The organism is Solimonas aquatica, from assembly GCF_900111015.1.
Lineage (GTDB): Bacteria > Pseudomonadota > Gammaproteobacteria > Nevskiales > Nevskiaceae > Solimonas > Solimonas aquatica.
Genome location: NZ_FOFS01000001.1, coordinates 421,128 through 447,102, shown reverse-complemented (window position 1 = coordinate 447,102; position 25,975 = coordinate 421,128). Strand labels below are relative to the sequence as shown.

22 protein-coding genes and 2 pseudogenes are annotated in these 25,975 nt (G+C 66.8%); 8 read left to right on the top strand and 16 right to left on the bottom strand.

Going from position 1 to position 25,975, the window contains the following annotated elements; genetic code table 11:
• Positions 1–368 (bottom strand): annotated as a pseudogene (locus BMY12_RS20175) (hypothetical protein); the annotation flags it as partial.
• Positions 369–858: 490 nt separating this feature from the next.
• Between BMY12_RS20175 and alaC the strand changes: the two are divergent.
• The 6 genes from alaC (at position 859) to BMY12_RS01945 (ending at position 7,275) form a co-directional block, all read left to right on the top strand.
• Positions 859–2,094 carry an alanine transaminase gene (gene alaC, locus BMY12_RS01970; protein WP_093281243.1) on the top strand — a complete coding sequence of 412 codons (1,236 nt, stop codon included), beginning with the start codon at positions 859–861 and terminating at the stop codon, positions 2,092–2,094.
• Complete coding sequence (locus tag BMY12_RS01965; protein WP_093281240.1) at positions 2,091–3,401, top strand: homoserine dehydrogenase; 1,311 nt, start codon at positions 2,091–2,093, stop codon at positions 3,399–3,401. Before alaC ends, BMY12_RS01965 begins: the two co-directional genes overlap by 4 nt.
• Positions 3,402–3,408: 7 nt before the next feature.
• Entirely contained in the window at positions 3,409–4,023 is a 615-nt protein-coding gene (locus BMY12_RS01960; RefSeq protein ID WP_093281237.1) for a GNAT family N-acetyltransferase, read from the top strand.
• Between the two features lie 61 nt (positions 4,024–4,084).
• Positions 4,085–5,206: a threonine synthase gene (thrC, locus tag BMY12_RS01955; protein ID WP_093281235.1), complete on the top strand. Its 1,122-nt coding sequence runs from the start codon at positions 4,085–4,087 to the stop codon at positions 5,204–5,206.
• Complete coding sequence (recJ, locus tag BMY12_RS01950) at positions 5,203–6,900, top strand: single-stranded-DNA-specific exonuclease RecJ (protein ID WP_093281232.1); 1,698 nt, start codon at positions 5,203–5,205, stop codon at positions 6,898–6,900. Before thrC ends, recJ begins: the two co-directional genes overlap by 4 nt.
• A gap of 30 nt (positions 6,901–6,930) precedes the next feature.
• Complete coding sequence (locus tag BMY12_RS01945; protein ID WP_093281229.1) at positions 6,931–7,275, top strand: zinc ribbon domain-containing protein YjdM; 345 nt, start codon at positions 6,931–6,933, stop codon at positions 7,273–7,275.
• Between the two features lie 370 nt (positions 7,276–7,645).
• Here the strand turns inward: BMY12_RS01945 and BMY12_RS01940 are convergent, their stop codons facing one another.
• The 8 genes from BMY12_RS01940 to BMY12_RS01905 all read right to left on the bottom strand — a co-directional run bounded on the left by BMY12_RS01940 (position 7,646) and on the right by BMY12_RS01905 (position 19,827).
• On the bottom strand, positions 7,646–9,232 hold the full coding sequence (locus BMY12_RS01940; protein WP_093281227.1) for an amidase: 1,587 nt from the start codon (positions 9,230–9,232) through the stop codon (positions 7,646–7,648).
• Between the two features lie 21 nt (positions 9,233–9,253).
• On the bottom strand, positions 9,254–10,804 hold the full coding sequence (locus BMY12_RS01935; RefSeq protein ID WP_093281224.1) for an amidase: 1,551 nt from the start codon (positions 10,802–10,804) through the stop codon (positions 9,254–9,256).
• Between the two features lie 216 nt (positions 10,805–11,020).
• On the bottom strand, positions 11,021–12,145 hold the full coding sequence (locus BMY12_RS01930) for an acetamidase/formamidase family protein (protein WP_093281222.1): 1,125 nt from the start codon (positions 12,143–12,145) through the stop codon (positions 11,021–11,023).
• Positions 12,135–13,310, bottom strand: a complete 1,176-nt coding sequence (locus tag BMY12_RS01925; protein WP_093281219.1) for an asparaginase — start codon at positions 13,308–13,310, stop codon at positions 12,135–12,137. Before BMY12_RS01925 ends, BMY12_RS01930 begins: the two co-directional genes overlap by 11 nt.
• Positions 13,300–14,337, bottom strand: a complete 1,038-nt coding sequence (locus BMY12_RS01920; RefSeq protein WP_093281217.1) for an asparaginase — start codon at positions 14,335–14,337, stop codon at positions 13,300–13,302. The genes BMY12_RS01925 and BMY12_RS01920 overlap by 11 nt, the downstream gene beginning before the upstream one ends.
• An 83-nt stretch (positions 14,338–14,420) precedes the next feature.
• Entirely contained in the window at positions 14,421–16,124 is a 1,704-nt protein-coding gene (locus BMY12_RS01915) for a hypothetical protein (protein WP_143068811.1), read from the bottom strand.
• 116 nt (positions 16,125–16,240) lie between these two features.
• Positions 16,241–17,836, bottom strand: coding sequence for an amidase family protein (locus BMY12_RS01910; protein ID WP_093281211.1), 1,596 nt, complete (start codon positions 17,834–17,836; stop codon positions 16,241–16,243).
• Positions 17,836–19,827, bottom strand: coding sequence for an amidase family protein (locus BMY12_RS01905; protein ID WP_093281208.1), 1,992 nt, complete (start codon positions 19,825–19,827; stop codon positions 17,836–17,838). The genes BMY12_RS01910 and BMY12_RS01905 overlap by 1 nt, the downstream gene beginning before the upstream one ends.
• Positions 19,828–19,980: 153 nt before the next feature.
• On the opposite strand from BMY12_RS01905, the gene BMY12_RS01900 reads away from it, so the two are divergent.
• Entirely contained in the window at positions 19,981–20,619 is a 639-nt protein-coding gene (locus BMY12_RS01900; RefSeq protein WP_093281206.1) for a hypothetical protein, read from the top strand.
• Positions 20,620–20,623: 4 nt separating this feature from the next.
• On the opposite strand, the gene BMY12_RS01895 is transcribed toward BMY12_RS01900, so the two are convergent.
• The 7 genes and pseudogenes from BMY12_RS01895 to BMY12_RS01875 all read right to left on the bottom strand — a co-directional run.
• A complete protein-coding gene (locus tag BMY12_RS01895) occupies positions 20,624–21,964 on the bottom strand; it encodes a sigma 54-interacting transcriptional regulator (RefSeq protein ID WP_093281203.1) in 1,341 nt (446 codons plus the stop codon).
• Entirely contained in the window at positions 21,936–22,358 is a 423-nt protein-coding gene (locus tag BMY12_RS01890) for a hypothetical protein (RefSeq protein WP_143068810.1), read from the bottom strand. The genes BMY12_RS01895 and BMY12_RS01890 overlap by 29 nt, the downstream gene beginning before the upstream one ends.
• Positions 22,351–23,844, bottom strand: a complete 1,494-nt coding sequence (locus tag BMY12_RS01885; protein ID WP_093281198.1) for a sensor histidine kinase — start codon at positions 23,842–23,844, stop codon at positions 22,351–22,353. The genes BMY12_RS01890 and BMY12_RS01885 overlap by 8 nt, the downstream gene beginning before the upstream one ends.
• 248 nt (positions 23,845–24,092) lie before the next feature.
• A complete protein-coding gene (locus tag BMY12_RS01880) occupies positions 24,093–24,476 on the bottom strand; it encodes a hypothetical protein (protein ID WP_143068809.1) in 384 nt (127 codons plus the stop codon).
• Positions 24,477–24,589: 113 nt separating this feature from the next.
• On the bottom strand, positions 24,590–24,907 hold the full coding sequence (locus BMY12_RS19860; protein ID WP_143068808.1) for a hypothetical protein: 318 nt from the start codon (positions 24,905–24,907) through the stop codon (positions 24,590–24,592).
• A gap of 98 nt (positions 24,908–25,005) precedes the next feature.
• Complete coding sequence (locus BMY12_RS20170; RefSeq protein ID WP_177188797.1) at positions 25,006–25,161, bottom strand: hypothetical protein; 156 nt, start codon at positions 25,159–25,161, stop codon at positions 25,006–25,008.
• 67 nt (positions 25,162–25,228) lie between these two features.
• A pseudogene (locus BMY12_RS01875) lies at positions 25,229–25,528 on the bottom strand (SDR family oxidoreductase); the annotation flags it as partial.
• Positions 25,529–25,758: 230 nt separating this feature from the next.
• On the opposite strand from BMY12_RS01875, the gene BMY12_RS01870 reads away from it, so the two are divergent.
• Entirely contained in the window at positions 25,759–25,971 is a 213-nt protein-coding gene (locus BMY12_RS01870) for a DUF6496 domain-containing protein (protein ID WP_093281658.1), read from the top strand.
• The last annotated feature ends 4 nt before the right edge of the window (positions 25,972–25,975 follow it).

Genomic DNA, 25,975 nt, shown 5'->3' with positions numbered 1-25,975 from the left:
CCCTGACCGCCACCCACGACCACGCCCGCACCCGGGACACCGGCACGGATGCCGCGACCATCACCCATGGCGACGCCCGCGCTGCCGGCGCCGGCACGAATGCCCTGGCCACCGCCGATCGCGACGCCGGCACCCGGCACGCCGGCGCGGATGCCCTGGCCGCCGCCGATCGACACACCGGCGCTGCCCGCACCGACCTGAATGCCCTGGCCACCGCCGATGCTGACGCCGGCACCCGGCACGCCGATATGCAGACCGCGCGGCTGCTCCTCCTCATAGGCCTGCGCGACCGGCGCGGCCAGCGCCAGCAGCAGCAGCGTGCTCAGACTCAGACGATGAAACGAGACCCGCGGAGAATGCCTGTGCATGGGAGATATCCTTCTTGCTTCTTGTTGTGAGCCATGAGGTCTGTTAGCCGTCACTTTGGGCGCTGCGACGGAGGTCGTTTTGCCGCAGGGCAAGGCGGCAGACGCGCCGCTTGGTGATTCCAGGCCAGCGGTTGCCAACGCCGCCCTGCGGCAAAGCGACCCCGTCCCTTCGGGTTGCGCCAGAAATTGCGCCATGCGGCGTTGCGAAACTTGGCCTTGGAACCACCAAGGCCCGCGTTTCGCGCCTTGCCTGGCGCGATTTCTGGCAGCAACGCAGCGCCCAAAGTGACTGTTAACAGGCCCCTATGCTGCGTGGTGGCTCGCTGCCGGTAAATGGCGCGCAAGACAGGGGCCGTGGCTGGCGAGATAAGACGCGATCAGCGCTTCCCCTTTCAACATCAGACCCGGGCGCCGATAATAAGCGCCCTTTTTTTCCCGCAAAGGGAAAAACAGGCATATACCCTCATCCACCCTGCAGACCGGACCATCCGTGAACACCGTCTTTCCGCGCATCGAGCGCCTGCCGCCTTACGTCTTCAATGTCGTTGCCGAGTTGAAGAAGGCTGCACGAGCCCGTGGCGATGACATCATCGATTTTTCGATGGGCAATCCGGACCAGCCCACGCCCAAGCACATTCTCGACAAGCTGGTCGAAGCTTCGGTGCGCGGCACCGATTCCGACTACGTGCGCCCCGAGCTGCACGACGAGGATGGCACGCACACGCACCGTTACTCGGTGTCCAAGGGCATTCCGCGTCTGCGCCGCGCCATGGCGCGCTGGTACCAGACCCGTTATGACGTGGAACTGGACCCCGAGACCGAGGTGATCGCCACCATCGGCTCCAAGGAAGGTCTGGCGCATCTGGCCTTCGCCACCCTGGATTCCGGCGATGTGGTGATGGTGCCCAATCCCGCGTACCCGATTCATCCTTACGGCGTGGTGCTGGCCGGTGCCACCGTGCACCACGTGAAGATGACCCCGGATGTGGATTTCTTCGAGGAGCTGCAGCGCGCGATCCGCGAGTCCTCGCCCAAGCCGAAGATGCTGATCCTCAACTTCCCGGGCAATCCGACCACGCAGTGCGTGGACCTGGATTTCTTCGAGAAGGCGGTGGCGATCTGCCGCGAGCACCAGATCTGGCTGGTGCATGACATCGCCTACGCCGACATCGTGTTCGACGGCTACACCGCGCCCAGCGTGCTGCAGGTGCCGGGCGCCAAGGACGTGGCGGTGGAGTTCTACACCCTGTCGAAGAGCTACAACATGCCGGGCTGGCGTGTCGGCTTCATGTGCGGCAACAAGACCCTGGTGGGCGCGCTGGCGCGCATCAAGAGCTATCTGGACTACGGCATGTTCACGCCGATCCAGGTCGCGGCCATCGCCGCGCTGGAAGGCCCGCAGCAGTGCGTGGCGGAGATTCGCCACATGTACCAGCATCGCCGCGATGTGCTCTGCGAAGGCCTCAACGCCGCCGGCTGGAAGGTCACCAAGCCCAAGGCCACGATGTTCGTCTGGGCGGAGATTCCGGAGGCCTACAAGCACATGGGCTCGCTGGAGTTCTCCAAGCTGCTGCTGGAGGAAGCCAAGGTGGCGGTGTCGCCGGGCATCGGCTTTGGTGAATACGGTGACACGCATGTGCGCTTCGCCCTGATCGAAAACGAGCACCGCACGCGCCAGGCGATCCGTGGCATCAAGAAAATGCTGAACAAGAGCGCGCAGGCATGAACAAGCCGGTACTGAAAGTCGGCATCCTGGGCCTGGGCACCGTCGGCCAGGGTGTGCTGCGCCTGCTGAAGAACAACGCCGAAGAGATCGAACGCCGCGTCGGCCGCAAGCTGCAGGTGAGCCATGTCAGCGCGCGCAGCGCCGGCAAGGCGCGTGACTGTGATCTGAGCGGCATCGAAGTGCTGTCCGATGCCATGCAGCTGGCCACGCAGGCCGATGTCGACATCATCGTCGAGACCATCGGCGGCATCAGCCCGGCGCGCGAGCTGATCGAGGTGGCGCTGACGCGCGGCAAGCCGGTGGTCACCGCCAACAAGGCGCTGCTCGCCGAGCACGGCAACGAGCTGTTCGCACTGGCGCGCAAGCAGAACCTGAGCATCGGCTTCGAAGCGGCGGTGGCCGGCGGTATTCCGGTGATCAAGGCGATCCGCGAAGGCCTCGCCGGCAACCGCATCGACAAGCTCGCCGGCATCATCAACGGCACCTGCAACTACATCCTCACGCAGATGCAGAGCAAGGGCCAGAGTTTTGCCGATGCCCTGGCCGACGCGCAGAAGCTGGGTTATGCCGAAGCCGATCCGACCTTCGACATCGGCGGCTTCGATGCCGCGCACAAGCTCACCATTCTCGCCAGCATCGCCTTCGGCATGCCGCTGAATTTCGCAGCGGTGTCGGTGGAAGGCATCCAGAGCGTCACCGCGCAGGACATCGAGATCGCCAAGGTCTTCGGTTACCGCATCAAGCTGCTGGGCATCGCCAAGCGCGGCGCCGGCGGGGTGGAGCTGCGCGTGCATCCGACCCTGATTCCGGAGTCCACGCTGCTGGCCAAGGTCGATGGCGTGCTCAACTCGGTGGTGATCCGCGGCAACGCGGTGGGCGAGGTGGGCCTCTACGGTCGCGGCGCCGGTGGCGATGCCACGGCCTCGGCGGTGGTGGCCGATCTGGTGGATCTGGCGCGCGGCTTCGGCGGCGACGTGCGGCACGCAGTGCCGGCCCTGGCCTTCCAGCCCGAAGCGGTGCAGAGCCTGGCCATTGCACCGGCCGGTGCGGTGGAAAGCGCGTTCTATCTGCGTCTGAAGGTGGCTGACGAGCCGGGCGTGCTGTCACGCCTGACCGCGATTCTCGCCGAGCACCAGATCAGCGTCGAAGCCATCCTGCAGCGCGAGCCCAGCGGACATGAGGACGCGCATGTGGCGCTGATCACCTCGGTGATTGCGCAGCAGCGCTTCGATCATGCCTTGAACGAAATCCGCAAGCTGCCCTTCGTGCGCAGCGATGCGGCGCGGCTGCGCGTCGAGAAGTTTTAAAGCAAGCATGCTGCCGCCGGATCAGCGCCCTGCCATCGATCTGTCGCCCCTGAGCTTGCGCGGGCGGCAGGTGGAGCTGCTGCCCTTGCAGCGGCAGCATCTGGATGCGCTGATCGCCGCCGGCAGCGATGAAGCCATCTGGACCTGGTATCCGGAAGCCTACGACACGCCGGGCAGCATGGCGCGTTTCGTCGATACCGCGCTGAGCGCGGTGGCGGCGGGCAGCGCGCAGGTCTTCGTGCAGCGTGAGCTGGGCAGCGGCCGCATCGTCGGCAGCACGCGGCTGTTCCAGTTCTCGCTGCGCGACCGGCGTGCCGAGATCGGCTGGACCTGGCTTGCGCCCGAAGCACAGCGCAGCGGCATCAACACCGAAGCCAAGTATCTGCTGCTGCGGCATGCCTTCGAGACCCTGGGCCTGATGCGCGTGGAGTTCAAGACCGACGCGCTCAATCTGCGTTCGCGTGCCGCCATCGCGCGCATCGGCGCCACGCAGGAAGGCATCTTCCGTCGCCATGTGCTCTGCGCGTCCGGGCGCGTGCGCGACAGCGTTTATTTCAGCATCGTCGACAGCGAGTGGCCGCAGGTGCGCGAGCATCTGCAGGCGCTGCTGGCGAAGTTTTAGAGCTTATCCGCAGGCGGCCTGAACCGCCCGCCTCATCTGTTTTTTTATCTGGGAATTTCACGTGAGCCGCTACACCGGACTGATCGAACACTACCGCAACCGTCTGCCCCTGGCGCCTGAAGCGCGCGCCATTTCCCTGGGCGAAGGCGGCACGCCGCTGATCAAGCTGGAGCGCCTGCCCGGGCAGATCGGCTTCGAAGGCGAGCTGTATGTGAAGTTCGAGGGCCTGAACCCCACCGGCTCGTTCAAGGACCGCGGCATGACCGTGGCCGTGACCCAGGCCGTGCACGAGGGCGCCAAGGCCATCATCTGCGCCTCCACCGGCAACACCTCGGCGGCGGCGGCGGCCTACGCGGTGCGCGCCGGCATCACCGCCTTCGTGCTGATTCCGGAAGGCAAGATCGCCCTGGGCAAGCTGGCGCAGGCCGTGGTGCACGGCGCGGTGGTGATCCAGATCCAGGGCAATTTCGATGACGGCATGCAGCTGGTGAAGGAGATCGGCCAGACCACGCCGGTGGCCATCGTCAATTCCATCAATCCCTATCGCCTGCAGGGCCAGAAGACGGCGGCCTTCGAGATCGTGGAAGAACTCGGCCGTGCGCCGGACTACCACTGCCTGCCGGTCGGCAATGCCGGCAACATCACCGCGCACTGGATCGGCTACAGCGAAGCCGCCGGCATCAAGACGCAGTCCTGCGCGCTCTGCGACGGACAGTGCCGCTTCTGCGACCGGCCCTTCGCCAGGAACCGTCCGAAGATGGTCGGCTACCAGGCTGCCGGCAGCGCGCCGTTCATGCGCGGCGGTCCGGTGAAGAATCCCGAGACCATCGCCACCGCCATCCGTATCGGCGACCCGCAGTCCTGGGATCGCGCCTGGGTGGTGCAGAAGGAGTCGCAGGGCTGGTTCGATGAGTGCAGCGACGAGGCGATTCTCGCCACGCAGAAGCTGCTCGCCGCCACCGAAGGCGTGTTCTGCGAACCGGCTTCGGCCGCCTCGCTGTGCGGCGCGCTGGCCGACATCAAGTCCGGCAAGATCGCGCAGGGCAGCACCGTGGTCTGCACCCTGACCGGCAACGGCCTGAAGGATCCGGACATCATCATGAAGGATGGCCTCAAGGGTCTGATCCAGGTACCGGCCGAACGCAGCGCGGTGGAAAAAGCGCTGCTTGCGCACCTGAAGTGAGCCGCCAGCGCCCGCGCGTCCTCGCGCGTGCGCCCGGGCAGCCGCAGGCGCTGCCCGCCAGCCTGCATCCGGTGCTGCGCCGCGTGTATGCGGCGCGCGGCCTCGCCCCCGAGCAGCTGGCCCTGGATGCCGCGCGCCTGCAGGCGCCCACCGCACTCAAGCAGATCGACACGGCCAGCGCGCTGCTGGCCGACGCCATCGTCGCGCAGACGCCCATCGTGATCAGCGGTGATTACGATGCCGATGGCGCCACCGGTGTCGCGGTGGCGGTCTGCGGTCTGCGCGCGCTCGGCGCCGGCGCCGTGCACTACGTGGTGCCGGATCGTTTCCGCATGGGGTACGGCCTGTCACCGGCGCTGGCCGAACTGGCGGCGCGCAGCGGCGCACAGCTGCTGATCACGGTGGATGCCGGCATCAGCAGCCTGGAAGGCGTGGCGCATGCGCAGCGCCTGGGCCTGAAGGTGATCGTCACCGATCATCATCTGCCCGGCAGTGTGCTGCCGTCCGCCGAGGCCATCGTCAATCCCAATCAGCCCGGCTGCGGTTTTGCGTCCAAGCATCTGGCCGGTGTCGGCGTGATGTTCTATCTGCTGCTCGCCACGCGCGCGCAGCTGCGTGCGCAGAACTGGTTTGCCACGCGCAGCGAGCCCAATCTCGCCGAGCTGCTGGATCTGGTGGCCATCGGCACCGTCGCCGACGTGGTGCGTCTGGACCACAACAACCGCATCCTGGTCGCGCAGGGCCTGGCGCGCATCCGCGCCGGTCGCGCGCGGCCCGGTGTGCAGGCACTGCTGCAGGTGGCGGGACGCAGCGCCGAGCGCCTGAGCGCCACCGATCTGGGTTTCGTGCTCGGGCCGCGCATCAATGCCGCCGGCCGGCTCGAAGACATCCGCAGCGGCATCGACTGCCTGCTGGCCGCCGATCTGCAGAGCGCGCTGCCGATGGCTCAGGAACTGGAGCGCTACAACCGCGAGCGCCGCGCCATCGAAACCGATATGCGCGAAACCGCCGAGCTGATGATCGAGGACAGCGATGCCGCCGGCATCTGTCTGTTCGACGAGAGCTGGCACGAGGGCGTGGTGGGCCTGGTCGCCTCGCGCATCAAGGAACGCCTGCATCGTCCCACCTTCGCTTTCGCGCGCGCCCAGGAAGCCGGTGTGCTGAAAGGCTCGGGCCGTTCGATTGCCGGCCTGCATCTGCGCGATGCGCTGGCCGCCATCGACGCGCAGGCGCCGGGCCTGATCCTGCGCTACGGCGGGCATGCCATGGCCGCGGGCCTGAGCCTCGCCGAGGCGCGTTACGAACAGTTCGCGCAAAGCTTCGCCGCGCTCTGCGCGCAGTGGCTGGATGAAGACGCGCTGCAGCTGCAGGTGCATACCGACGGCGAGCTGCGCGGCGAAGAGTTCAGCCTGGACACCGCACGCGCGCTGGAGCAGGGCGGCCCCTGGGGGCAGGGTTTTCCCGAGCCCCTGTTCGAAGGCCGCTTCGAGGTGCAGTCCCTGCGTGTGCTCAAGGAGCTGCATGTGAAATACCGTCTGCGCAGTGCCGATGGCCAGAGCATCGAGGCCATGCACTTCAACGGCATCGAGCAGCTGCGCGAGCGCGGCAGCCTGCACGCCACCTATCGTCTGGCCATCAACCGCTGGCAGGGCAGCGAGAGCCTGGAGCTGCAGCTGCTCGATGTGCTGGATTGAATGCTTTCCCCCAATGAACCGAGAACCGAAATGAGCGATCTGCCCAACTGCCCCAAGTGCCATTCCGCCTTCACCTATGAAGACGGCGGCTTGTACATCTGCCCCGAGTGCAGCCACGAATGGTCGCCGCAGGCGGCGCCCGCCGCGGCGGCGGAAGAGGTGCTGGTGGTGAAGGATGCCAGCGGCAATGTGCTGCAGGACGGCGACACCGTCACCGTGATCAAGGATCTGAAGGTGAAGGGCTCATCCTCGGTGGTGAAAGTCGGCACCAAGGTGCGCAACATCCGCCTGGTCGATGGCGATCACAACATCGACTGCAAGATTGACGGCATCGGGCAGATGGGCCTGAAGTCGGAGTTTGTGCGCAAGGCCTGAGGGGCGAGGTGTGAGACCCGGCATCCGGGCCTGGTCTCACACCTCGGGTTTCACCTGCCAGCCACCGGCAGGCCGATGCAACACGAGTCTTGCGTCGCCCTGCTAGGGCCTGTTAACACTATGGACGATCACTGCGTTGCTGCCAGAAATCGCGCCAAGCAAGGCGCGAAACGCAGGCTTTGGTGGTTCCAAAGCCAAGTTTCGCAACGCCGCATGGCGCGATTTCCGGCGCAACCCGAAGGGACGGGGCTGTTTTGGCGCAGGGCGGCGTTGGCAGCCGCTGGCTTGGAATCACCAAGCGGCGCGTCTGCCGCCTTGCCCTGCGCCAAAACAGCCTCCGTCGCAGCGACCGCCATCGTGTTAACAGGCCCTAGATCGGCGGACGCTTCCAGCCGCCGCTCTGCTGTTCGAGAAACGCGGCAACCGCCAGGCACAGGTCTTCGCGCCAGGGCGCGGCGACCACTTGCAGGCCGATGGGCAGCTTGCCGTCCGCCGAAGAGCCGCAGCGCACCACCACGCTGGGCCAGCCGGTGCTGTTGAATACACCGGTGTACGGCCAGCCGCCGCCGGGGCTGCTGCCACCGCCGCCGCCGGCACCTTCCTGATCGATGGGCTGCGCCGGCTTGCCGGCGGTGGGGCAGATGAAGACATCGTAGTTTTTCATCCACTCCAGCATCCGCGACTTGGCGAGATCGTGCTGCTCCCAGGCTTCGACCATCGCCGCCGAGCTGATCGGCGTCGCCTTGCCCATGGCCTCCTTGCGTTGCGGTGAGAAGTTCACGGTGTGCCATTTGTCGGCGAGGCGCTTGTAGAAGGCCCAGCCGTCACCGCTGGTGAGCGCGCTGCGCGCCGCACGCAAGTCTTCCAGCACCGCCAGCGGCGCATCTTCCTTGACGCTCAGCGTGGCGCCTTCCAGCCACTTCGCCGCCTGGCGCACGGTCTTCTTGGTGTCCTCGTCGGTGGCCTGCCGGCCGGTGCCGCCGTTGTCGGCGCAGAACGCGACCTTGAGCTTCTTCAGGTCCACCTTGCGCGGATCGGCCCAGGGCACCGGCGCGCAGGAGGCATCGCGGAAATCCGGACCGCTGATGATGGGTGTGATCAGCATCAGGTCTTCCACCCGCCGCGTCATCGGCCCGAGCTGCTGCCAGAGATCGAAGATGCCGCCGTAGTCCACGATATGGCCGGTGCGCGGCACGCGCACGCTGGTGGGCTTGATGCCGGCGATGCCGTTGTTGTGTGAGGGACCGCGGATCGAACCGCCCCAGTCGGAGCCGATGTCGAAGGCTGCGCCGCCAGCCGCGACGATGGCGCCGGCGCCGCCGGAACTGCCGGCGGTGGAACGGGTGAGATCGTAGGGATTGTGCGAGGACCCGTAGAGCAGATTGCTGGCGGTGCTGATGCCGCCCAGGCCGCCGAGCGTGAACTCCGGCGTGTTGGTCTTGCCCAGCAGAATCGCGCCGGCGGCGCGCACGCGCGCCACCACGGTGGCGTCCTTGCCCGGCTTGTACTGCTGGCGGCCGTAGGTGGCGCCGGTGGAAATCACACCCTCGGTGTCCAGCGAATCCTTGATGGTCATCGGCACGCCATGCAGCGCGCCCTTGAATTCGCCGCGTGCCGCCATCGCGTCCAGCTCGCGCGCCTCCTTGCGGGCGCGGGCATAGGAGTTCATCACCACCGCATTCATCAGATCGTTGACCTGAATCTGGCGCTCGATGTAGGCGTTCACCGCTTCCAGCGCCGAGACCTTGCGCGCACGGATCAGGCCGGCGAGCTTGGTGGCCGACATGTAGATGAGTTCATCACTGCTGTCGGTGGAGGCCTGCGCGTACAGCGGCGCCGCGCTGGCCGCCGCCGCAGTGGCCTTGCGCAGCAGTCCGATCAGTTCACGACGGCTCAGCGCGGGCGCGGGCGCCAGGTGATGGGGCAGGGTGGAGCGGGAGGAGTTCGAGTCATTCATGGCGGGAGTTCTCGTGCGCGCTTAGAGGGACGGGGCCTTCCAGCCGCCGCTCTGCTTCTCGATATAGGCCAGGGCCGCGATCACCACATCGTCACGCCAGGGCTGGGCCACGGCCTGAATGCCCAGCGGCATGCCGGGCGCATCTTTGGAAGTGGCCGCGCGCACCACGCCTGCCGGCCAGCCGGTGGTGTTGTACTGGCTGTTGTAGCCGCCGCCGGGATTGGCGCCATTGCGCGGCCGCACGAACTCCGGCGGCACGATGGTGGGTGGCTGCGCACTGCTCGGGCAGAGAATCAGATCGTATTGCTCGAACCAGCTCAGCTGCTCGCTCTTGATCGCGTCCATGGTTTCGCAGGCGGCGGTGAATTCGCTGCTGGGAATCTCCTCGCCATCCAGGCGCAGGCCGGGAGAGGCCTGCAGGCTGCCGTGCTTCTTGAGCAGGCGGCGCATGTTGTCGCCACCGCTGGCCTGACTGAACACGCGACGCGCGTCGGCCAGCTCTTTCATCTTCGGCGGCATGTCCTTGGCGATCTTGCAGCCGAGCTTGTCGAAATAACCCACGCACTGCTTCACCATCGCCTGGATTTCCGCGCTGGGTTCGGTGATGCCGTCGCTGCTATACCAGGCCACGCGCAAGGATTTGAGATCCACCCTGGCAGGATCGCCCAGCGGCACGGGTGCCATTGCCGCGTCCCAGTCGTCCGGGCCGGCGAGGATCGGCAGCAGCAGCGCCAGGTCTTCCACATAGCGCGTCAGCGGTCCGGTTTCCTGGAAGGAATCGTAAGCACCGCCATAGCCGACGATGTGACCGGTACGCGGCACGCGACCCAGCGTGGGCTTGATGCCGGCGATGCCGTTGACATTGGCCGGGCCGCGGATCGAGCCGCCGTAATCCGAACCGATATCGAAGAAGGCGCCGCCTGCGGCGACGATGGCACCGGCGCCGCCGGAAGAACCGGCCGGCGAATACTTCGGGTTGTAGGGGTTGTAGGTCTGGCCGTAGACGAGGTTGTAGGTGCCGCGCGCGCCGCCGCCGAGCGTGAACTCCGGCGTGTTGCTCTTGCCCAGCAGAATGCCACCGGCGGCACGCACGCGCGCCACCACCGTGGCGTCCTTGCCCGGCACATAGTCCTTGCGTCCCAGCGTGCCGCCGGTGGACACCACACCGGCGGTGTCGAAGGAATCCTTGATGGTGAAGGGCACACCATGCAGCGGTCCCAGCGTCTTGCCGGACGCCAGCAAGGCATCGGCCTGCTGCGCTTCGGCCAGCGCGCGTTCGCGGCAGAAGAACACCACGGCATTGAGGCTGGGATTCACCTCGTCGATGCGCGCATAGCAGCGCTTCACCAGTTCCACCGAAGAGATCTGCTTGTTGCGCAGCATGGCCGCGATCTGCACCACGGACTTGCCGAGCACATCATCGGCCGCCAGCGCGGCGAAGGCGCGCGAGAACGGCGTGGCGGCGAGGCTGATGCCGGCCGCCGCAGCGGCGGTACTGCCGAGGAAGCGGCGCCGGTTCAGGCGCAGCGCGTGAAAGGAAGATGACGAAGGTGCGCGATCAGCTGAGCTCATGGAATCGTCCGGCGTCGGTGAGGTTGTCTTGTCAGACGCGCGCCGCCGCGGTGACCCCACCTGGGGTCTGAAACCCGAGGTGTGGGACAAAGTCGCCGTGTTCCGGCTCTCACAAAAAAAGAACCGCCCACTCGGGAAAGAAGGCGGTTGAGAAACAAGCTCTGATCCGGTGCGGCCGTGGGGATTGCGGAGACAGGCCCGCACCGGACTTGTCCGTCAGTGTGGCGCAGTGGTCCAGAAGCTGGACTTGTCCTTGACGAAGAGCTTCTTGGGAATCATGGCGTGCACGCCCTTGGTGCCGTCCACCACCTGCGTCACGTGAAAGTCGATACCGATGCTGGACAGCGCGAAGGCTTCGCTGAAGCCCAGTGCTTTCTTCTCGGCGAGAAACTGATTGGTCTGCCGGATTGCCATCATCATCGCCTGATCCAGATCCTCGTCCAGGCCGAAGGTGATCCAGTGCGTGGGCGTTTCCGCACGCGGCACGGTCAGGCCGGTGTTCTTGTGCAGGACGAACTGCAGCACCGCGGTGTTGGCGGTTTCGATGGCGTTGACCGTGACCTCGCCATCGCCCTGCGCGGCGTGCGCATCGCCGGTGTAGAACAGACCGCCGGGATGAAAGACCGGAAGATACAGCGAGGTGCCGGCCACCAGTTCCTTGCAGTCGAGGTTGCCGCCGAACAGACCCGGCGGCCCGCTGCGGCGGTTGGGGCCTTCGTCGCTCGCCGGCAACACGCCCATCACGCCCATGAACGGCGCCAGCGGCACTTCGATGCCGGGTTTGAAATAGCCGGTGCTGCGCTTGGGATCAAAACCGACCACGTAGTTGAAAGGCTCTTTCACGTCATCGGGAATGCCGCCGCGACCGGGACGACCGCCGACCGTGCCATAAGGGATGCGCGGCCGCACGGCCAGGATGCGCACCTCCAGGGTGTCGCCGGGCATTGCGCCCTCGACCGCGATGGGGCCTACCAGCAGATGGCCGCTCTTGATCTCGCCCTGGCGCGGGGTTTCCTTCACCACGCGTGCAATCTCGCGCAGCGCCTCGGTCTCATCGGCATCGAGCTTGATGTGGTTTTCGGCGATCCAGGCGAAGGCGTCCTGTTGCTCCGACCAGCGATTGCCGCCACCGCCGTCGATGCGTACCACGGCACCGGGTTTCACGGTGAGGATGGGCTGCTTGTCCTGCGGAAAATTGCCGATGACGGAATTCTCCGGCGTGAGCTTCACGTGATGCTGATAGGCCGGATACCGTTCCGCTGCCTGCGCCACGCCGCCCAGCAGCAGGCTGGCGGCGAGCAGCAGCATGGTGGCCGGACTGCGGCAGGTTTCAGTACTCATCGAAGATCCTCTTCACTTCGCCCAGGTCCTGGGTCTTGGTCAGCGCCAGCTGCAGCAGGATGCGCGCCTTCTCCGGCACCAGATTGTCGCCGGGCACGATGCGCGCCTCGCGACGACGCGGCGTGTCCTGCACGCGGCCACCTTCGGTGCGCGCGGTGGCCACCACCACCACGCCCTTGGCTTGCGCGCGCTTGATCGCCTCGGTCTGGTCGGAAGTGGGGCTGCCGGCGCCGGTGCCTTCCACCACGATGCCTCTGGCGCCATTGGCGACCATGGCGTCGATCAGGTAACCCGGCGCATCGCGATAGGCGTAAGCGACTTCAACCCTGGGCAGACTCTGGTAGTCATTGCCGGCAAACTCCGAGCCGCTGGTGTGGCGGCGTACCGGTTCGCGATAGAACACCACCTTGTCGGGATCGACAAAGCCGATGGCACCGACGTCGATGCCGCGGAAGGTCTGCACGCGATAGGCGCTGCTCTTGTTGACGTCGCGCGCCGGATTGATGAACTGGTTCATGGCGTGCAACACCCCCTTGCCACGCGACTGCGGCGAGGCGGCGACGCGCACCGCATCGTAGAGATTGCGCGGGCCATCGCCGGACAGGCCGGTCCAGGGGCGCTGCGAACCGACGAACACGATGGGCTTGTCGGTCTTCACCACCAGGTTCATGTAATAGGCGGTCTCCGCCATGGTGTTGGTGCCATGCGTGACCACGATGCCGTCGATCTTGGGATCGCGCGCCAGCTCATTGAGGCGCCTGGCCACACGTGCGAAATCCTCATGGGTTTCGCTGCTGGCACGCTCCTGCGGCGCGCGCTGATCTTCCAGCACGATGTTGGCGATGCCGCGGATTTCCGGCAGATCATTGACCCAGTCCTGCGGATCCACGCGCGGATAGTCCTTGCCGCCGTAGTTGGTGATGTTGAGGCGCGGCGCACCCCGGCTGGCGATGGTGCCGCCCATCGACATCAGCACCACGGTCGGCAGCCTGGCATTGGCCGCCGGCATCGGCGGCGGCGGCGCGTACCTGGGAATCTCCTGCGCGGTGGCGACGCCCGCCAGCAGCGGGCCGGCGGACAGCAGCAGCACGCGCAGCAGGCGGTGTCTCGGAAGCTGCGAGGCCTTGCCCGCGCGACACGCAGCGAAGCTGATTTCAGTATTCATTGAACATGCGCTGGATTTGTTTGGGGTCCTGCGTTTTGGTCAGGGCCAGACGCAGCAGGATGCGCGCCTTGTGCGGCGGCAGATTGTCGGACGTGATGCGGCCGCTGGCGGCGACTTTCTCGCTCTCCACCACGCGGCCGGCGCCCTTGCGATCACTGTTGACGATCAGCACGCCCTTGTTCTGCGCGGCCTTCACGGCGTCGCCGCCACCGCCGGTGAGTACGATGCCCTTGGCGCCGGCGGTGACGAAGGCATCGATGGCGGCGCCATCGGCCTCCTGATAGGTGTAGGCCACGTCCACACGCGGCAGCGTGCTGAGCTGGTCCACGTTGAACTCGGAGCGGTAGGTGTGCCGGTAGAGCGGACGACGGTAGTAGGCGATGCGGTCGGAGTCGGCAAAGCCCAGCGGTCCCAGGTCGCGCGCCACGAAGGTTTCCACGCGATAGGTGTTGGTCTTGGTGGTGTCGCGGGCGGCGTTGATCTCGTCATTGAGCATGATCAGCACGCCCATGCCCCTGGACTGCGGCGCCACGGCGACGCGCACCGCGTTGTAGAGATTCATCGGGCCGTCGCGACTCACCGCCGTGAACGGCCGCATGGCGCCCACCATCACCACCGGTTTTTGCGAGTGCACGGTGAGGTTCAGGAAGTACGCGGTTTCCTCCAGCGTGGCGGTGCCATGCGTGACCACTGCGCCGGTGGCTTCGGGACGCGCCAGCCAGGCATTGATCTCACGCGCCAGCGTCAGGAGCTGCTCGGCGGCGATGTTGCCGGAGCCGACGTTGGCGACCTCCATGGTGCTGATCTCGGCCAGGTCTTTGAGTTCCGGCAGATCGTCGAGCAGTTCCTGCGGCGTGACCCGGCCGTCGGAATATTCCATGAGCTTCTGGCGGTGTGCGCCCTTGCTCTGAATGGTGCCGCCGGTGGTGAACAGCTTGACCTTGGGCAAAGCGGTCTGCGCATAAGCGCCCAGCGGTGTCAGCAGTGCGCTGGCCAGTACGGCGACAAGTAAGGATCGTCGGATCATCGCGTGAGTAGGCAGAAGAAAAGGGCCGTCATGAAGTCGAAGTCCGACATGACGGCGAACCGGGATTCACCCAGGGAAAATGATCAGTGCGCATGCAGGGCCTGCAGTTCGGCGCGCCAGCTCTGCAGCAGACGCTGCGCGTCCTCGCGGCGCATCGGCGCGCCGCCGGCGTCGCCCAGCGGCTCGGCGCGCTCCAGCGCACGCTCCAGCAGCGTGGCCGCCTGCACGGTGGCCTGCGCATAGGCGGCGCGGTCGGCGGTATCCGGGGCATGACCTTGCAGCGAGGGCAGCAGCAGATGCGCGAAGCGCGCGTGGTTGTAGACCAGCATGGCCAGCGAGGTCTCGCGTGCAGCGGAAGGATGGATCTGCGTCATGCTCTGTTCGAAGGGCAGCTGGCTTTGCATCTCGGCATAGGCGGCCATGGCTTCCTGTGCCGCACCGGTGGCATCGCCCTGCTGTGACAAGACGTTGGCGCGCAGCAGATGCCCTACGTAACCGGCGGCGCTGTCACGGTGCCAGACCGCCCAGGCGCCGCTGGACAACAGCGCCAGCGGCAGTCCGAAGTACAGAAGCTGACGCGCGAACACGCGGCCGGGACCGGCGGCGGTGCCCGGCGCCGCCGGCGTTTCGCGGGCCGGCAGATCCAGCACCTGGGCATTGGCCGGCTGGCGCAGCTTCCAGATGAAGCCGTCGAAGTAGTAATGCATCAGTGTGGAAGTCAGACCCAGGGCGATCAGCAAGACCATCAGCGCATCGCTGCGCCACTGGCTGCTCACGGTCTGTCCGTAGCCCAGACACAGCAGCACATACGCGCCGGCAATCAGCAGTCCGCCGCGCGCGTGCAGGCGCGTGAACCAGCCGCCTCGTGCACGTCCGCTCCGTGCGGTCAGGCCCCGGTTGTAGCGCCAGACGATGGCCAGGTACTGTGTCATGTGCACGATGCCGATGGCGGCAAAGCCCACCTTGAAGGTCCAGCCCGGCGCCAGCTGCGTGATCCAGGCATTGGGCGTGTAGGCCAGGGCCATGGCTGCGAAGCTGCAGCCGAACAGCGCCAGCTTGCGCAGGCTCAGGACATAACGCTGCTGCAGGCACCACAGCAGATACAGCGCATAGATCATCAGCGTGCCCAGCGCCAGCAGCAGCGCGAGTTCGCGCAAGGTCGCAAGCAGCGCGGGCGGCGGAATCAGGCCGGCAGGAAAGGCCACGCTGCGATGCAGGTCTTCCAGCAGACCGGCCAGCCATTCACTGCTGGCCAGCATGATGGCGATGAAGCAGCTGGCGCACAGCGCCAGATCCATGCGCGCCGCCAGCCGATGTGGCGCCTGGTTGGCGCGGTCGTAGATGCGCATGAAACCGTAGTGCTGCATCAGGAAGTGCCAGGGGTCCCAGAGCACCGCGAGCAGAAACAGGTACAGCAGGTTTTCAGCCGGCAACCGATGCGCCAGCAACCAGCCGCCTGCAGCCAGGGTGATGCCGAAGGGCAGCAGCGGTGCGAGCAGGAAGGTCCAGCGATGCCGGGCGAACAGCTGCACATCCATGTAGATGCGGATGAAGGTGGGCAGGTGATGCGCCACGGTCATCACGATATGCGTGCCCAGCACCAGCGCCGTAGCCTGCACCGCGCCCAGCGTGCGGAATGCCGCGATGGCCAGCACCAGCACCAGCAGCGGCGCGAGAATCACGAACAGCAGATCCTGCGCCGGATCCAGGACCCAGCTGCCGCGCGCCGATGCGTTCACGCGAGGCGCAGCATCGGCTGATGCGATGGCGGCGAGGGGTGAGGCCATGCGGCGGGGCTCGAGAGGCGAGGGGCTTGTCTGTTCTGACGTGAAGCGCGGCGATCGCCCTACCTGCCTGGCTGCGCCGCGAGTCCGCCTTGCGGGCTGATGGGGCCGGCCATGGCTCAGTAATGAATCACTTCACCTTCCAGCGGCGGTGTGCTCTTCGGCAGGCGCATCGCGCGGGTCTTCTGTTCGAAGGCATAGCCCAGGGCCAGCAGCTTCGGCTCGCTGAAGGCCGTGCCGAAGAAGGAGATGCCGACCGGCAGTCCGCCGCTGGTGAACCCCGCCGGCACGATCAGATCCGGAAAGCCGCTGAGATTGGCGATATTGGTCGCCGAAGCCGTGACGCCCGCGCCACTGCCAGGCTCTTCATTGAGTCTGGCCGGACGACGCGGTGAAGTGGGATAGACGATGGCGTCGAGTTTCTCGCGCGCCATCAGGCCCTGCAGGGTGTCGCGGATCAGGGGCAGGGCGTGCTCGCGTACCGCCACCACTTCCGGATCATCCAGGGCCGGCGCCTTGGCTTCCTGCTTGAACAGCGTCCAGCGCCCCTGGTTGGGGACGAAGCCATCACGCGGCGAAACCAGTTTTTCCGAGGCGGCCATCAGCTCGGCATGGCTGCGCGGAAAGCCGGGCTTGAGCGTGCCCAGATAGGTGGTGACCTGCTCGCGGAATTCCGGGCGGCGCAGCACATTGTAGAACTCGCCCTTGCCGTCGAGCAGCCACTTCGGATACTTCACGTCGATGATGGTGGCGCCCGCCGCCTTCATCGCACTGAGCGAGGCTTCGATGATCCAGTCCACTTCCGGATCGGCGCCCATGAAGTCGCGCGCCACGCCGATGCGCGCGCCCTTGAGGGCATCGGCTTTCAGATAGCGCGTGTAATCACTTTCCAGCCGGCTCTTGCTCTTCTGCGTGGCGGGATCGGCGGGATCGATGCCGGTCATGGTGCCCAGGGCCAGCGCCACATCGTAGACGCTGCGCGCCATCGGGCCGCCGGTGTCGAAGGACAGCGCCAGCGGAATGATGCCGTCGCGCGACAGCAGGCCATGCGTGGGCTTGAGGCCGACGATGCCATTGGACGTGGACGGTCCCCGGATGGAGCCGCCGGTATCGGTGCCCAGGCCCAGCGGTGCGTAGTCGGCGGCAATCGCCACACCCGTGCCGCCGGAAGAACCCGAGGGCGTGCGTTCAAGGTCATGCGGATTGAGGCTCTGGCCGCCCAGCGAACTCATCGGACTGCCCGAGGCGAACTCGGAAAGATTCACCTTGGCCAGAATGATGGCGCCGGCGGCGCGCAGCTTCTTCACCACGAAAGCGTCATCAGGTGGCAGCGAGTTCTTGAGCAGGAAGGAGCCGCCGCTGGTGGGCAGATCGGCGGTGTCGAAATTGTCTTTGAGCACCACCGGCACGCCGTGCAGCGGACCGCGGACCTTGCCGGCCTTGCGCTCGGCATCCAGCGCCCGCGCCGTTTCAAGCGCCTTGGGATTGAGCGTGATCACCGCATTGAGCCTGGGGCCGGCCTGATCGTAGGCGGCGATGCGCTGCAGATACATCTTCAACAGCGACTCCGCGCTCAGCGTGCCGGCAGCGAAGGCCTTGTTGAGATCCTCGATGCTGGCCTGCGTCAGCGGCACATCGGTGCTGTGCGCGAGCAGGGGCAGGCTGGCGAGCGCCGCGGCGAGCAGCCCGCGGCGCAGCAGGGGCAGGGCGGGCATCAGGGTTCTCCCGCCAGCGGACCGAAGCCCGTGGGTGGCCGACGATGATGCGTGCGTGCCTCATACGCGGCGGCGATGCGCAGCAGCGTGGGTTCATCGAAGGGCTTGCCGAGGAAGTCGATGCCCACCGGCAGCCTGGCCTTGATCGGTCCGATCAGGCGTGTGCGCTCGTCGCCGGCCAGACGGCCTTCGCCGCCACCGCCACCCTCCCAGGCCGAGTCCGGGGTCTTGGGCGCAGTGGGATCGCGCACCAGATCGTAGACCTCGGTGGTATAGCCCGCCGGCACCGTGATCGCCGGGAAGCCCTGTGCACCGAGGAAGGTCCACACGCCGCCGCCGCTGCGACCATTGATGGCAGGGCCTTGCGGCGCACCGAGCTTGGTCGGCGGCAGATTGCTGGTGGGATAGACCAGGGCGTCGAGCTGTTGTTCGGCCATGCAGGCAAGCACGGCCTGCTGTACCGCGAAACGCCGCAGGATGCGCTCGGACATGTTGTATTCCTTCACCTCCTCGGCGCGCTCGCGGCCTTTCTTGCGATCCGGGAACTGCGGGTCCTGATGAAAGCTGGACCAGGCGATCAGATCGGCATTGCTCCTGATGCGCGCATCGCCGCGTTCGGCCAGATACAGATTCATCATGTACTTGTTCTGGCCATCCGGGGCGCTGGGGCCGAAGTCACGCAGCGTGAGCTTGTCCGGCACCTTGCCCGGGTCCATGCGCAGCTCCAGCAGCTTGGCGGTGTGATCACCCACCGGGCTGCCCTTCGCATCAACCGGGAACAGTTCGGGGAAGCGCTTGGTGAACAGCTTGTTGTCCAGCTCCGGCACCAGGCGCCGCAGGCAGCTGGTGAACAGCGCGCCTTCCGGACCCGGATCGACCACGGTGGCGCCCAGGGCCTTGAGGTCTTCCACGCCTTTGGCGACGAGGTCGATGCTCTGCTCGTCGGCCTTGGTGAACAGCTTCTTGTTCATGTACTCGCGCAGCACGCCGATGCGCAGGCCCTTGAGCGAGCCGGGCTCGGCCGCGCTCAGATAACCGCTCTTGGGCATGCGGCCGATGCTGAACGCGGTCAGCTCGTCTTTCGGGTCATAACCGGCGATCACATCCAGCACCCGTGCGGCATCGGCCACGGTGCGGCAGATCGGGCCGGTGCGGGTATTGATGCCGTGCTGGACCATGCCGTCGCGGCTCACCAGCTCCTGCGTGCCGGCGATGCCCACCGCACTGGCGGCGCTGGCCGGACCCCGGATGGAAGAACCCGACTCCTCGGCGATCGCGCAGGTGACCAGATTGGCGCCCACCGCGGAACCCGAGCCGGAGCTGGAGCCACGCGGGCTGCGCTCGGTGTCGTAGGGATTGCAGAAGGTGCCGCCGTAGGAGCTGCGCGGGATGCCCGAGGCGTATTCGCCGAGATTGGACTTGGCCAGGATGATGGCGCCGGACTTGCGCAAGCGTTCGACGAAGGTGGCATCGTCGGGCGGACGGTCATTGGCATAGGGCACATCCGCGCCGGCGGTGGTGCGCATGTCGAAGGTGTCGTACTGATCCTTGATCGCCATCACCACGCCGTGCAGCGGGCCGCTGAGCTTGCCGGTGCGCGCGAACTCGGCGTCCTGCGCGCTCGCCACTTCCAGGGCGTCGGGCATCTTCGGATCGGCATCGCTCTTGTCGGTGAGGCTGCGCGCCTTGCGCTCGTCGAAACCCCATTGCTGACGGCGCTGCGGACGCAGATTGAGCGTGACCAGGGCATTGATCTGGCCGGCGTTGGCGATGGTGCTGATCGGTCCCAGGATGCCGTTGGGCTGCGCCACGCAGGCGCCGTTGTAAGCCTTGATCCGCGCCAGATACAGCTCCACGAGTTTGGTGGAGGTGATCTCCTTGTTGAGGATCGCCTGCTGGATCTGCGGAATCGTGGCCTCCTCCAGCTTGAAGGCGGCCTGCGCCTGAACGGTGGTGAAGACGGTGGCAAGGGCGAGCAGCAAGCGTTTCATGGCAGCGGGCCGGGCTAGGGAGGTGCTCACCTAGAGACGCGGCCGCCTGGCATTTGCCCTACCTGCGCAAGCCAAAGGCAGGGTGTGGGCGCGCGCCGCCGTCTTGATGCTTATCAGACCCTCAATGGCAAACAGGCCAGGCCCTAGGACGCGATGACCATTCTTCTCACCTACGCCCCCATAGCCCAGGACAGCAAGACCGGCACCGTGTTCGGCGGCCTGCCCATCGCCCCCGAAGGCAGCGCCTTCAGCTGGCCTTGCTGCCGCACCTGCGGCGGCGCCATGCAGTTTCTCGGACGCCTGTATGTTCCCGAGCGCGTGGGCGGCCGCGGCCGGCAGTTCATCCTGCTGTTCATGTGCCAGAACAATCCGGGCCAGTGCGGTGACGGCCACGCGGCGTCCGGCGGCAATGCCGCGATCTGTTTCGAGGCCAACGGCCGCTTCGAGCTGGTGCCGGCGCCGGAAGGCGGCGTGGTCACGCGCAGCGTGATGTACGGCGCCGAGCGTGTGGACGTGGACGAGGCGCGCTACGACGCGGCGCGCGAGAAATGGGCCGAAGACAGCGACCGCAGCCGTCGCCATGTGCTCGGCCGTCTGCTCGGCGCGCCCACCTGGCTGCGCAAGGACCAGACTCCGGTATGCAGCTGCAACCGTCAGATGCAGTTCGTGGCCCAGCTGGAGCAAGGCCCGGACTATCGCACCGAGATGAGCTTCGGCAACGGCTGCGCCTATGTCTTCGACTGTGAATGCGGACGCGCGGCGATGCTCTGGCAGGCGGCGAAGGGATTCTGAAGCGCTATGCGTTGTGCGCCGGCTTGTACTGCTTGAGGTCCACCTCGTAGCGGCTCAGCAGCTTGTAGAAGTCTGTGCGGTTGCGCCGGGCCAGACGCGCGGCGCGGCTGACGTTGCCGCCGCAGATTTCCAGCAGCTGGCGCAGATAGCTGCGCGTGAACTGGCTGCGTGCCTCGTCCAGAGGCTGCAGGGCTTCGCCCGACTCACCCAGGCAGCGACGCATCAGCGCGGCGCCGATCACGCGGCCCGGCGCCAGTGCCACGCATTGCTCCACCACATTGAACAGCTGCCGCACATTGCCCGGCCAGGCGGCGGTGCTGAGCAGGCCCAGGGCATCTGGTGAGAACACGCGGGGCGGCGCGCCGCGCTCGCGCAGCTGCGTCAGGCAATGCGCCACCAGGGCCGGAATATCTTCGCGGCGCTGTTCCAGCGGCGGGATGCGCAGACGCACGACATTGAGCCGGTAGAACAGGTCCTCACGAAATTCGCCGGCGCTGACGCGCGCTTCCAGATCACAGTGCGTGGCGGAAATCACGCGCACGTCCACCGGCACCGCGCGGGTCTCGCCCACCGGACGCACCTCGCGCTCCTGCAGCACGCGCAGCAGCTTGGCCTGAAGATTGAGCTGCATATCGCCGATCTCGTCGAGAAACACCGTGCCGCCCTCGGCCGCGCGCAGCAGACCGTCGTGATCGCTGTGCGCGCCGGTAAAGGCGCCGCGCCGGTGTCCGAACAGCTCGGATTCCAGCAGCTCGGCCGGCACCGCCGTGCAGTTGATGGCCACGAACGGCCCCTGGCTGCGGCTGCTCTGCTGGTGCATGAACTTGGCCAGCACTTCCTTGCCGGTGCCGCTGGCGCCGGTGATCAGCACCGCCGCATCGCTGCGCGCCACACGGCGCGCATCGGCAATCAGCGACAGCATCAGCGGGCTGCGCGAAATCAGGTCCTTGCCGTCCTGGCCGTTGGCGCTGGCACCGGCGCAATCGTGCAGGTGGCGGCGGATGCAGGCCAGCAGGTCCTCGCGCGCCACCGGCTTGATCAGGAAGTCCACGGCACCGGCGTGCGTGGCGCGTACCGCCTCGGGGATGTCGCCATGCGCGGTGAGAATCGCAATGGGCAGGCTGGGCTGGCCCTGCTGGATGCGGCTCATCAGTTCCAGTCCATCCATCTCCGGCATGCGCAGATCGGTGAGCACCATCTGCGGCTGCGCCTGATCGAGAAGGCGCAACGCCTCTTCGCCACAGGCGGCTGCGCTCACCATGTAGCCCTCCGCCTCCAGGCGCAGGCTCAGCACGCGCAGCAGCTTGGCGTCGTCGTCAACGAGCAGAATCCGTGGGTCGTTCATGACCTTCCTCATCCAGGGTGTGTTCGATGTCCACCAGGCGCCACAGCTTGCGTTGCAGCCTTGCCTGTTCGGCGCTGCAGGCGCGCGCCTGTGCCAGTTCGTCCAGCCGCAGGCGCGCCAGCGCAGCGTCCGCGTCCCCGCCTTGCGCCAGGGCCTGCAGCCGGCGCTGCGCCTGTTCGGGTGCGTAGCCGCTGTGGCCGGGCAGGCTCTGCAGGAGCGCCAGACGCAGGGCGCGGTCGGACCCGTCCGGCGCCTGGCGCTGACGCGTCCACAGGCGCTGCCGCTGCACCGGAGTGGCCTGCAGGGCCTCGGCGAAAAACGCCGCGCTGTCCTGCGTATCGTGCGTGCCGCCCGGTGCCAGGCAGCCCGCGCAGCCCAGCAGCGTGCTAGACACGAGGATGCGGCCAGACCAGGCGAAAGCGCGCGCCAGGCTGGGCATCCTCCACGGTGATGATGCCGTCATGGGCGGTGATGACCTCTTTGACGATGGAAAGTCCGATGCCGGTGCCGCGCACGCGCTGTTCGTCGGCGTCGCTGCCGCGCACGAAGGGTTCGAAGATGCGTTCGCGTTCCTGCGGCGCGATGCCGCGCCCGCGATCACGCACGCTCAGCTCGCAACGCTGGCTCTGGCCGCCGCCGCCGATCTCGATATCGCTGTCGGCCGGCGCATGTTTGATGGCATTGGTGAGCAGATTGTCCAGCACCACGCGCAGCTGTGCGCGCTGTCCGTAGAGGCGTTCGCAATGCAGCTGCAGCAGCACGCGCAGGCCGCGCCGGCTCAGCGACAGGCTGTGCTTGGACAGCACCTCGTCGAGCAGATCCTTGGCCGCGAACCATTCGTGTTCGGCGCGGCGGCGGTTCTGTCGCCACTGCGCATAGGCCAGCAGATTGTGGATCAGCGCTTCGAGCTCACCGCTGGCCTCGCGCAGGATGGTGGTCACTTCCTGCTGCTTGGCATTGAGCCGGCCCAGGGTGCCGTCGCCCAGCAGCGCGCTGCCTTCGCTCAGGCTGGCCAGCGGCGTCTTCAGTTCGTGCGAGACCTGGCGCAGAAAGCGCTCCTTGTCCTCTTCCAGATCGGCTAGCCGCCGTTGCAGCCATCCCAGTTGTTGTGCGAGGCGATGCATCTCGCGCGGATAGCCGATGCGCGGCTCCGGGACGTTACGGCCATGGCCGAGTGCGGCGATGCTGCGATAGAGCCGGCGCAGCGGCCGGGTCACCGTCAGCGAGCAGGCCAGCGCCAGCGCGGCCGCCAGCGGAATCAGCGTGAGCGCGCAGATCAGCATGTCGCGCCGCGCGCTCAGCGTGGCGCCGCGCAGCTCGTCCATGCGCAACTGGGTGCGCTGGCGCGCGGCAAGAATCACCGCATCCACTTGCTGCGCCATGGCCCGCAGCCGCAAGGCCAGGGCGCCGGCGTCCTGCGGCGCCTGCTGCCAGGCTTCCTGTGCTTCGCCCAGACTCTGGCGCAGCGCGGTGGCCCTGCTGGCCAGCGTGGCGTCCAGCGGCTGCGCGGCGAGCAGCTGCGTGGTGCGCAGCGCGGTGTTCCAGCGTTTCTGTGCCAGTGCCTGCAGCGAGGCATCGGACAACACCTCGTACTGGCGCAGGCTGCGTTCCAGATGACCGAGATCCGCTTCGAGCTGGCTGGACAGCTGCGCCACCGCGACACCCTCGTCTATCAACGCCTCGGTGCGACGGGTGATGCGTTCCAGCGACAGCGCCGAGAGCAGCAGCGCGATCAGCAAGGGCAGCGCGGCGAGCAGACAGCTGGCGCTGATCAGACCGGCCATGGTCTTGGGCAGCAGCGCTGCGCCGCGCGCACGCCAGCCCTTCGCTGACTGTGCACGGTGCTGCGCGTTTGTCTTGGCGCTGAGCGCGAGGCCCATCTGTATCTGCTCCGTGATGGCGATGCGGGGCTGCTGAGCACCCGATCCGCCATGGGCTTGCCAATCCTGTCTGCAGCGGCCTTTTACTCCAATTGCGACTGAACTGCAGGTAGCCGTATTGCTGGACCCTGAGCTGCACGCCCGGTGAGCCGGACAAGCTCAAGCGCCTGCGCCCGATGAAGAACACCCGCCTGGGCGGCGACGTCAGCGCCGAGTTTGCGCGCTGAGCGCGAGCGTGCGGCCTCGCGCTACTTCGGCTGCGTATAGCGCCGCCAGATGTTTTCGGAATCCATGTACCAGGCGGCGCCGCTCTTGCGGTCGATACGATCCACCAGCACATGACCATTGCTGGTCACGGTCAGGGTGACCTGATAGCGGCTGGCGGGAATCGCTTCGGAATCCTCGATTCTGCGCAGGGCGTTGGCGGTGTCGTTGAGCCAGGTCTCGCCACTGATGCGGTTGTAGCGCACCACGCGCTCGCCCTGCGCATGCTGGCCGTCGGGGCGCAGCACATCGTAGGGCACCGTCAGCAGCTCGTAGCCGGGGCCATCGCCGAAGCCGCCGTGACCGTCGTGACAGGCTGCCGTCACCGCCAACAGCAAGACACTGCCACCGAGTCTCATCGCGTTCATTGCCATGCTCCTTCTCGTCTGCCTGTTTGCCTGCGGGTGTGCCACTCGAGTGCTCGTGATCGGGCCCGGCGCGAAACGCGCGGCGCCCCACGCCGGGCGGCCGGCGAAAAAAGTTACGGCATCGTGCTGCCGCCGCTGTCCGGACGCTGGCTGTCGTCGCTGTTGACGGGCGGCGGCGTCTTGCTGCGATTGCGGTTGCGCGTGTTGCTCTTGGCCTTGCCGTTGCGAGTGTCGCCGCTGTTGCCGGCGCGGCTGTCGTCGCTGCTCTGCGGGCTCATGCGATGTTGCGGGCGGTCGGGCGCGGGCGTGTCCGGCGGACTGCCTGTCGGGGCGGGGCCGGGTGTGTCGGTGGGAGTAGCGGACTGGGCCAGCGCAGTGCCAGCCAGCAGCAGCGTGCAGACGCTGCCGATACGCAAGAGGTTTTGGATCATGATGGGGACTCCTGTCGGGCAAAGACCTGATCGTCGCGGCGCGCGTCCTCGCGGCGCAGGGCAGGAGCGCCGCACCGCGAGGACACCATCCACTGCTGTCAGCGCTGCTGGCGATCCTGCTGCTGATCGCGCCGGTCATCCTGCTGGCCACCGTCGCGCTGGCGGCTGTGGTCCTGCTGATGCTGCTGTCCCGGCTTCTGCGGCTGCGGGGACGACTGCTTCTGCGGGTTGCGGGTCTGCTGTTCCTGTGCCATGAAATATCTCCTGTAGGGGTAAGGTGCCGTTTGCGGCAGACTGCTCTCATCACATTCCGTTCCCGCATCAGCCGCCGATGTGGCTGCCGCCATTGATGTGCAGAAACTGGCCGGTGACATAGCGCGCATCGCGACTTGCAAGATAGACATAGGCCGGCGCCACCTCGGCGGGCTCGCCGGCGCGGCCCAGCAGGGTGTCATGCCCGAAGCGCGCCAGTTTTTCGCCGCGGAAGCTGGATACGATCAGCGGGGTCCGGATCGGGCCGGGTGCCACGCCGTTGACGCGGATGCCGCGTTTTGCCAGCTGGATCGCCAGCGAATAGGTATAGGCCTGGATCGCGCCCTTGGCGGCGGCATAGTCCGGCAAGTGCCCGAGCCGCGATACTGCGCATCGATGCTCAGGGGCGCAGGCGTCATCGCCGACTGGTGGCCAGGCTGCTGAGCTTGCGCCTGCGAGGGCGGAATCGTGGCAGGAAGAGGGGATTCAGGACACATGAAGGGCTCCGGAGCGGGTGAGCCCTGAGGCACCACAAGCGGCGTGCCCGCAACGGGCACCGCATTTGCCGTATGGATGCGGTCATCATCATGGAGTCCCGCATGAGCACCAAAACCTCCAGCCGCACCGGCCGGCGCTACAGCCCCAAGGCCTCGGCCAGTGTCGAAGCCGCGATGCACAAGATGAAACACGGCCAGCTCAAAAGCGGTCGCGGTGGCAAGGGCGGCACCGTGCGCAATCCCCGGCAGGCGGTGGCCATCGGCCTGTCGGAAGCCAGACGCAAGGGCGCGAAGGTACCGAAGAAGAAGCATTGAGCGC